This window comes from Sulfurimonas sp. (genome assembly GCF_027056685.1).
Classification (GTDB): domain Bacteria; phylum Campylobacterota; class Campylobacteria; order Campylobacterales; family Sulfurimonadaceae; genus Sulfurimonas.
This window is the reverse complement of record NZ_JALUKE010000158.1, coordinates 1-8,838: the sequence shown is the minus strand read 5'-3', so window position 1 is coordinate 8,838 and position 8,838 is coordinate 1. Positions and strand designations below refer to the sequence as shown.

Here is an 8,838-nt window from a genome sequence, read left to right as displayed (position 1 = left end):
TATTTTCAATAACATCAGACTCTTGCTCATCTATGACACCCTCATCTTCACTCATATACATACTCTCTAAAAATTCCTCTTTTGTAAGCGAGTGTGAGTCACTATTTCCTTTAGAAATTTTATTTGTTACAGCTAGAGTTGTGAGAATAATAGGATAAGTAATCCAGATAAAAACTCTAATAAAATATGCAGACAGAGGTGCTAACTGTTTCCAGTAAATAGCTCCTATGGTTTTTGGAATAATTTCAGAGATAAAAAGAATGGCAAAAGTAAGCACAACAGAGACATAAACAACAGCATCATTTCCAAAGATTTTTGAAGCCTGCGCACCAACTGCTGCTGCACCTAAAGTATTTGCAATGGTATTAAGAATAAGTACAGAAGCGATAGACTTATTAATATTCTCTTTTTGATTTCTCAAAATTGCACCAACTGATGGACTCTCTTTTTCAAGCACTGCTACATAAGACATATTTATTGAAAGCAAGACAGATTCTAACACAGAGCATAAAAACGATATGCCAACAGAGAGAACAAAAAATATTACGAGTAATTCCATTTTTTTATAATCCTTATAAAAGTATAACTTTAGCTAGACCCAAAAAGCTAAAAAAGCCAACAACATCTGTAACAGTTGTTAATATAACTGTACTCCCAATTGCAGGGTCAATTTTTAGCCATTTTAAAGCTAGAGGTATGACAGCACCAAAAAAACCAGCCATAAAAAGATTTATAATCATACTTAGACCAATAACAACCCCAAGCAGAGGAATTTTAAACCATAGGTAAGCAATAATACCTATGAGAATAGCAAATATAAAACCATTCATGAGCGAGATTGCAACCTCTTTTTTGATACTTCTAAAAGCATCACCTTTTGTAATTTCACCCAGTGCTAACTGACGTACTATAACAGTGAGTGATTGTGTCCCTGCGTTTCCACCCATAGAAGCAACTATTGGCATCAAAACGGCAAGGGCTACCATAGAGTTAATGGTACTCTCAAACATTCCAATAACAAGAGATGCAGCGATGGCAGTTACAAGGTTTATAGCGAGCCAATAAGCACGCTTTTTTCCTGCTTTTATAACATCTTCATCCTCTTCTGCATCATCATCAACACCCGCAAGATTATACATCTGCTCTGTTGCATGTTCATTAATAATGTCATAAATATCATCAGAGGTAATACGCCCAAGTAAAACACCATGTTTGTTTATAACAGGAATAACAGAGAGGTCATACTCTTTAAAGTAGTTTACAACCTCTTTAATATCTTCTGTATCCACGGCGACCTTAGAGTCAAAGGACTCATCACTCAGTGCTTTATTCTCTTTAATAGTTTTTGAAAAATCAAAAATAAGAAGATCGTCTAAACCAATAGTATATAAGAGCTTATTGTGTTGATCAACAATAAAGAGGTTTTGGACATTTTCTAGTTCATTAGCTTTTCTTAGTTTTGCAAATCTTTTAATGACATCTTGAACTACTTCATTTTCATTTGCGGTAAATACTTCAAGCTGCATATATGCACCAGCTTGATTTTCATCATATTTTTTCAGCTCAGAAATTTCATGTTTATCTTCAGCATCTAGTGAATGAAAGACCTTAGATGCCTTGTTTTCATCCACATCTTCGAGCTCTTGCATAAACTCCAATTGATCATCCGATTCCAGCTCACTTACTGCATGAGAAAGCTCATCAATACTGAGATTTTCTACGACATCATCAAAGTACCTATCTGGCAGAGCAAGGGCTACATCACCGACTAAGTCATTTGGTACACGCTTAATTGCTTCACTAAAATCATGGTCATTAAGATTTTTAAGGAGTTTGGCGAGTTCTGCAGGGTGCATCTCGCTTTCATTGTGTTCTTTTATATATTTGTCAAAGTTATTCATTGTCGTAATTATACCCAATGAAATAGCAAAATCGTATTAGATTTTGTTGGCTATTTCATTAGTTAAGTCTACATAAACCTTTGCATACATTCCTGGAAAAATCATACTGCTTGTCTTTTCAAAATGGACACGAATTTTAAAAGTATGTGCCATTGGATTAGCACTTGGTACTATCGCTTTTATATAACCAGATGCTTTATAATCCAGAGAAGGAATGGTAATTTTTACAACCTTATTGCGTCGAAGATATTTAAGGTCTGATTCTGCTACTTCAGCTTCTATCTCAAGATGCTTCATATCAACTATGACCATAGTTAGCATCCCTGGTGCCACCATATCTCCAACTTCAATGCGTTTATCTACAACAACACCGTCATTTGGAGCTTTTACTTTTAAGTATCCGGCAATAGTAGCAAACTGTTTTGTTTTTTCACTTGCCTCTTTTACCAAAACTTTTGCAGCTTCTATTGAACCACTTATGTCATCTATGTTTTCATTCAAATCTTCCATATTTGCACGAAAATCCATAGTAGGCATCATTTTCTTTTTTTGTCTTAATCGTCTTTTATGTTTTTTAAAGACCTTTACCCTTGTTTTATAGACATCCAACATCAAGTTCGCCTGCTCAAGCGCCAAATTTGCTTGAGACTCCAAAATATCGAACTCTGCTGATTCAAGCTCAAAGAGAGTATCTTCCCGCTTAACACTATCTCCAACTTCAAAATTTATTTTTTTTACATACCCCATATATCGTGCAGGTATCATCTTTTTATTGTTAGAAATAACCGTACCCGTCAGTATCAACTCATTTGCGAAGAGTGATGTAAACGCAAGAAAAATAAATAATATATATTTCATAAACATTACCAGCGACGAATTTCTCTATGACATTTCATACACTGTCCTAAAATTTTCGTATAGGCTTGAACAGCTTGAGAAGAGTCTCCACTTTTAAATCTTTGCAAAATAGTAAGTGCTTTTTGATTTATCTTTTTAACAATTTTATTTGTCATTTTAATCTTTCCATTCATATATCGTGCCATAGGATTTTTTTCTGTCTCCTCCTCAATAGGTGGCTTTACATTTTCAATGGTATCTGATAGCTTTGTAACACCAGCTGCCACTGTCTCATAATTATTATAGAAAAAACCACTCTCAATAGTATTCATAGCTCCTGCCATTGTACGCATATCTTTGATTCTGTCTGCTTTCGTATATTGCGCACCGTATGCTAAACTTCCTAAAACCAATACCCCTAATATCACTTTCTTCATTCTAACCCCTTTATGTATTTGAAACTATTATAGCACTAAAAAATATAAAAATATCAATTTTTTTAATAATTTTCTATTAAAAATAATTATATGTGAAGTATAAAAACACTTTTATACAATATAAGATTTTTTTATTCAATATTAAGTTTTTCTTTAGCTTTAACGAGATATAGTTGTTTTAAGGTTCAATCAAAAAGGGGAAATGATGACAAAAAAATTACTAGTAAGTGCGGTTGCTGCTATAGCATTGACAACAAGTTTATCGGCAAATTTTAGTTTTGGTGATATGTTTAAAGATATGAAAGATGGTGTGACTTCAATGAGTCATGATGCAAAAGATTCTTTTAAATCTGGTGTCGATGGTGGTGTAGAAGTTTCAAAAAGTGGGGAGAGAACGGTTACAAATGTAAGTCACGATGCAAAAGATACAGCTGTTAAAGCAAGTGATGATTTAAAAACGAGTGAAGTAGCTACTGTTAAGAGTGGTTCTGACACTACTACAGGTGTAAGTAGAGATTTACGAGATTCGACTGTTGAAGTTTCAGAAGACTCAAAAGATACTATGTCAAATACTACAAGAGACTTTAAAGATAGCTCCGCTATGGCTACAAAAGATTTCAAAGACTCGGCAGTATCAGTTTCTCATGATGTAAATGATGCGGCTAAAACTACATCTAACAATATGAATGATTCTACAAAAACTGTTTCAAATGATTTAAGAGATTCATCAAACACGGCAACGAAAAATGCGAATGACTCTACTAAGACTATTTCAAATGATTTAAGAGACTCATCAAATACAGCAACAAATAATGCAAATGATTCTACTAAAACCATTTCAAATAATGCGAATGACTCTACAAAATCTATCTCAAAAAATATTTCAGATGATGATTATAAAGAGTATCTCAAATTAAAAGAAAAATATGAAGGGAAAAAACTTTAGTTTTTTCCTTAAAAAAGTAGGTCTTTTACGACCTCTTTTTAAAACTTATAAATAAAAGATGTTTCCTGAGAGAAGTCAACATGCTTAACATCTTGTGCAGGTTTGGCATCTTTATTATAACTTATAAGAAAACTAATATATAACTTTTCATAAATCAATATTTTCAATTCAAAAGCATTTGAAACAATATAATCATTAATATCTCCGACTTTTGGCTGATAATACGCCACATACGAAAGCTGAGAATCCGTAGCAAACTCTTTTTTATACGCAAGATAAAAATTTCCTCTTATATTATTCTCTTTAGGATCCACGCTTGTTGTATAACTCAAATATTCATAAAAACTACCAAGACCAAAATATAAATTTCCATAACGCTCTTTATCAAGATGAATGCGTAAACCTGCCCCTGTTAAAAATCTTTCAGCCACATTAGTAAACTCATTATTTTGAGACTGAACAAAAGCTTCCCAATCAAGATCTTGTTCTAGTTTATGAATATAACGCAGATGTGTAAATGTTGAATTTGTATTTTTAACTCCACTCACTTCACCATAACTAAAATTAAATTCACCCCACATTAAATAAGATTGATTATTGTCATAAGAGAGTTTCAATCCTGCTGTATAGTTATCTGAATCAGTATTACCTCTTTTTGTATTTAAAGAACCCTTTACGACACCACTAAAACCTGGCTTATCCCCTATTTGCACTGGAGAAATAGATACTAAAGCAAAAAGGTTTATGACACTTAACACTAAAATAATTAAATATTTCATTTTTACTCATTTTTTTTTGAAATAATACCATTTTATGCTTTTACTATTACCTATTTTTTAATCAAGGAGCAACTTCTTGGACATCTATTTCATCTGCACTTTTACCCTCTCCCTCTTTACACTCCAAATCTTTATCAGTGGGGCAAATAGCTACTGTTTTTGCCATAAGAACAGGTACATAAAAAAGGGAGACAAGTGTAGAAGCCATACTTCCAAAAATAAGTGCAATTCCCAAACCTCCAAAAATAGGATCTGTAGCCAAAAGCAGTGAACCCAATATAATTGCAACCGCAGTTAATAAAATTGGTTTAGCTCTTGTTGCCGTAGCTGTTGCAATTGCATCATATTTTTCTACTCCTGATGCTATTAAGGCTTTTGTGAAATCAATTAGCAAAAGCGAACTTCTTGCGCTAATTCCCATTAAAGAGATAAAGCCTATAAGAGATGTAGCTGTAAGATAAAAATTCATACCTGAAATTACTTGAAAAATAATATCTGTAATAAAATGTCCCACAATTACCCCAATAATAGATAAAAAACTTGCTATCAAAACTATACCGCTTAATGCAAATGATTTATAATAGACTACCATCAACAAGAACATTAAGACGAGTGCAGAAATAAAGGCACCTCCTAAATCACGGAAGGTGTCAAGTGAAACTTTCATCTCTCCATCCCATCGTGCAAGTATCTTTTCTCCCGTCTTTTTATTTACTAAAGCTAAATCAAACATATAGGTACTAAAACCGGTGAGTCTTGTAATATTAAAATCATGTGAAAGTTTTTTTATCATTAACTCACGAGCATCTAGTAAAGGATAGACCTGAGAAACTAAATCACATTCTGCTGTAACAGAAGCAACATAGTGCATGTTTTTTTTATAAATTGTAGGTTCAGAAAGTGTTGGAACTATACTTACAACCTCTATAACAGGAATCATCGCTCCCATTTTATTTAAGAGTTTCAATCTTGAGAGTTTTAACTCTAAATCCTCTTTTGTTGCGCGCTCTAAGGTTCGTGTTTTTTTATTTAAAGAGACAAAAATAGGAATTTGCCCCTGCTGCTGTGTCGAATTTTTCGTGGCAACAACATTTCCTTTAAAAGCGAGAAAGAGTGTCTTACTTACCTGTGCAACAGAGAGATGTGAGTTAATAATTTTTTCAACATTTGGCAAAATTTCATAACGTACAAAAATATCATCTTCCATAATATCTACATCAACAAGCCCTTTTGTCTGCTTAAACGCAGAGGCAACAACATGTGATGTTTTACGCAGTAAATCTGTATCTTTTCCAAAGAGATTAACCTGAACTGTTGCAAATGTAGGAGGACCTGAGGGCATCTCTACAAACTTAATACTCGTACCTTTGTAAATTTTTTCACATTTTTGTTGCACTATGGGTCTCAATCTATGCACCATCATAAATGAGGGCTCATCTCTTTCATTTTTATCTGTAAGATTCACAACCATCTCTGCCTGATTTTTCAAAGACTTAAATGCACTCCCCTTTACAAGCCCTGCATAATCAAGAGGAGCACCCTGCCCCACAAACATCTCCATATTTTTAATATTTTCCTCTTTTTTAAGTATATCACTTACGCAGTTTAAGACATCTTTCGTCTCTCTTACTGTCGAGTTTGTCGCGGTATCGACATATATGCTAAAGGTATTTGCACTTTTACCAGGTAACATTTTCGCCAATACTAATTTGGTTGGTATCATACCTACTGACACAATAAGTGAAAACAACACAATAAAACCAACCATTCGTTGCTTGCGTTTAGAACTTATTATCTTATAAATTAAATCTTTCATACTAATGATGTCCTTTTACACGCTTAATAAATTTTTTGGCTAGATAGGGTGCAAAAACATATGCTACAAAAAGCGAGATAGCTAATGCTACAGGAACATTAAGAGGAATTGGCAACATAAACTGTCCCATCATTCCTCCTACAAATGCCATTGGTATCATTGTAAGCATAATGGCAATCGTTGCAATATTTGTTGAAGGTCCTATCTCATCTGTAGCTTCAATAATAATCTGGTCAAAATCCTGATCTTGTGTCTCTTTGAGGTGCATTCGCCTATGAATATTTTCAATCACAATAATCGCATCATCTACAATAAGTCCTAAGGAGAGTAAAAAGGCAAAAAGTGTAATTCTATTTATGGTCTGATCGGTCATAAATGCAACAAAAAGAGTGGCAGCGAGTATCATAGGGACGGCAATAGTTACAACCAAAGACTCCCTCCAGCCAAGAGCAGGAATAAGAATAAGTGATATAATGGCAATGGTCAGTACAAGATGATGTACAAGTTCATTTACAGCCTCATTTGCCCTATGACCATAGTTTCTAGTGACTATATATCCTAATCCCATTTTATCGAGTTGGGTGTCATACTCTTTAAGCATATCAAGTGCTTTTTTTGCTAAAGTTACAGCATTACTTCCTTTGAGTTTTGATATTGTCAGCGTCACTTGGTCTTTTGTCTCGCTAAAAGGTTCTCCATCAGCCTTATATGAGATCAATGCCTCTTTATAATTTTGTATATCATAGTAATACTCTACCTTTGCTACATTTCTTAAATAAATTAAAGATCCTCGGTATTTTGCAACAACTAATGCTTGCAGATCTCCTATGGAATTAATAGCATTTTTAACCCCAAACACAATAAGTTTACCCTCTTTGCTCGGCAGGTCAATCTCAGGAGCATTTTTTGCTATTGCTTGAATAGAATGCACAACCTGTCCAATAGAGATATGATATGCCGAAAGTTTATCTAAATCAAAAAGAACATTGAACTGCGGTCGTTTGGCACCTTTTAAAGTTGTTTTTGATATATTTTGAATTGCGTTAATATCTTGTTGTATCTCTTTTATCTGCTTATAGAGTTTTATATGGTCTATTCCTAACTCTTTTTTCTTATAAAAAGCTACCGTAACGATGGGTACATCAATATCTATGTCAAAAGGCTTCACAATAGGATTCATGGCACCCCCTGGCAGAGAATCCATATTTTGCATAACTTTATCATAAAGTTTTAAGTTTGAACTCTCTCTATCTTCGCCTATTTTATACTGGATATTGAGCATTCCTACATTATGCATAGCCGTAGAATAAACATCTTTCACACCTTTAATCTCGCTAATTCTGCGCTCTAAAGGTTTCAATACTGCATTATCTATCTCATCTGGTGATGCCCCAGGCATTGGAACAATTATTGAACCACCACTTACAGCAATTTGAGGGTCCTCCTCCCTTGGCATAACTTCAAGAGATATATACCCTAAAACTAGTATAGCAATTGCCAGGACTGGTGTTAAAGGATTTCTCAAAAAAGCCCTTGAAAGATAACCAGCAATATTCTTTATTTTCACGTCTTTCATTTTGAATTTCCTTAAAACTCTATAAGTTTATTTTATATAAATATCTATAAATTTACATATAATTCTTTTTCTTATCTCTATATATCTATAATTATTTACTATAATACACAAATAGCTGTAAAATAATAAAAATTAATAGAAACCAAACTAACGCTTAACTATGTATTGTAACTATGAAGGAGTCTACTGTATCTTCTTTTGCAAAAAAACAGAGTTAAAACTATATTGGAGCAACTTGCATTTTATAAAAAAGCACATAAAACACATACGGAGTATCAAGTTTGGCAAGAGGGATTTCAACCCAAACTGATACAAAATGAAAAAATGATGATAGAAAAGATAAAATATGTTCACCAAAACCCTGTAAAAAGAGGTTATGTCGATGAGTGTAAACATTGGAGATATAGTAGTGCAAGGGATTATGAAGGGATACAAGGGTTGATAGAGATAGAGAGGATGTGGTGATATGAGAAGTGAAAAACGAGGTATGCATTCCCAACGAGGACGTTTCTCGTTCCCAAGCTCCAGCTTGGGAATGCATACTTA

The 8,838-nt window shown here is 33.6% G+C and carries 9 protein-coding genes; 2 read left to right on the top strand and 7 right to left on the bottom strand.

What is annotated here, in order from left to right:
• The 4 genes from MVY38_RS06860 to MVY38_RS06845 all read right to left on the bottom strand — a co-directional run.
• The coding region (locus MVY38_RS06860) for a DUF21 domain-containing protein (RefSeq protein WP_297484633.1) at positions 1–559 on the bottom strand (559 nt) is incomplete at its 3' end.
• Between the two features lie 13 nt (positions 560–572).
• Positions 573–1,901, bottom strand: coding sequence for a magnesium transporter (mgtE, locus tag MVY38_RS06855; protein WP_297484631.1), 1,329 nt, complete (start codon positions 1,899–1,901; stop codon positions 573–575).
• 36 nt (positions 1,902–1,937) lie between these two features.
• Positions 1,938–2,759 (bottom strand): efflux RND transporter periplasmic adaptor subunit, encoded by an 822-nt coding sequence (locus tag MVY38_RS06850; RefSeq protein WP_297484629.1) that lies wholly within the window; start codon positions 2,757–2,759, stop codon positions 1,938–1,940.
• 5 nt (positions 2,760–2,764) lie between these two features.
• Complete coding sequence (locus tag MVY38_RS06845; RefSeq protein ID WP_297484628.1) at positions 2,765–3,175, bottom strand: cytochrome C; 411 nt, start codon at positions 3,173–3,175, stop codon at positions 2,765–2,767.
• A gap of 205 nt (positions 3,176–3,380) precedes the next feature.
• Here MVY38_RS06845 and MVY38_RS06840 point away from each other — a divergent pair, with 205 nt between their 5' ends.
• A complete protein-coding gene (locus MVY38_RS06840; RefSeq protein WP_297484626.1) occupies positions 3,381–4,121 on the top strand; it encodes a hypothetical protein in 741 nt (246 codons plus the stop codon).
• 38 nt (positions 4,122–4,159) lie between these two features.
• On the opposite strand, the gene MVY38_RS06835 is transcribed toward MVY38_RS06840, so the two are convergent.
• The 3 genes from MVY38_RS06835 to MVY38_RS06825 form a co-directional block, all read right to left on the bottom strand.
• Complete coding sequence (locus MVY38_RS06835; protein ID WP_297484625.1) at positions 4,160–4,900, bottom strand: DUF481 domain-containing protein; 741 nt, start codon at positions 4,898–4,900, stop codon at positions 4,160–4,162.
• Between the two features lie 61 nt (positions 4,901–4,961).
• Complete coding sequence (locus MVY38_RS06830; protein ID WP_297484623.1) at positions 4,962–6,716, bottom strand: efflux RND transporter permease subunit; 1,755 nt, start codon at positions 6,714–6,716, stop codon at positions 4,962–4,964.
• 1 nt (position 6,717) lies between these two features.
• Positions 6,718–8,292: an efflux RND transporter permease subunit gene (locus MVY38_RS06825; RefSeq protein ID WP_297484622.1), complete on the bottom strand. Its 1,575-nt coding sequence runs from the start codon at positions 8,290–8,292 to the stop codon at positions 6,718–6,720.
• A gap of 198 nt (positions 8,293–8,490) precedes the next feature.
• Between MVY38_RS06825 and MVY38_RS06820 the strand changes: the two genes are divergently transcribed.
• Positions 8,491–8,757 (top strand): hypothetical protein, encoded by a 267-nt coding sequence (locus tag MVY38_RS06820; protein WP_297484621.1) that lies wholly within the window; start codon positions 8,491–8,493, stop codon positions 8,755–8,757.
• The last annotated feature ends 81 nt before the right edge of the window (positions 8,758–8,838 follow it).

Excerpts from the sequence above, each read along its gene's own strand:
- mgtE (WP_297484631.1), bottom strand. The coding sequence starts at position 1,901 with ATGAATAACTTTGACAAATATATAAAAGAACACAATGAAAGCGAGATG.
- MVY38_RS06850 (WP_297484629.1), bottom strand. The coding sequence starts at position 2,759 with ATGAAATATATATTATTTATTTTTCTTGCGTTTACATCACTCTTCGCA.
- MVY38_RS06845 (WP_297484628.1), bottom strand. The coding sequence starts at position 3,175 with ATGAAGAAAGTGATATTAGGGGTATTGGTTTTAGGAAGTTTAGCATAC.
- MVY38_RS06840 (WP_297484626.1), top strand. The coding sequence starts at position 3,381 with ATGACAAAAAAATTACTAGTAAGTGCGGTTGCTGCTATAGCATTGACA.
- MVY38_RS06835 (WP_297484625.1), bottom strand. The coding sequence starts at position 4,900 with ATGAAATATTTAATTATTTTAGTGTTAAGTGTCATAAACCTTTTTGCT.
- MVY38_RS06830 (WP_297484623.1), bottom strand. The coding sequence starts at position 6,716 with ATGAAAGATTTAATTTATAAGATAATAAGTTCTAAACGCAAGCAACGA.
- MVY38_RS06825 (WP_297484622.1), bottom strand. The coding sequence starts at position 8,292 with ATGAAAGACGTGAAAATAAAGAATATTGCTGGTTATCTTTCAAGGGCT.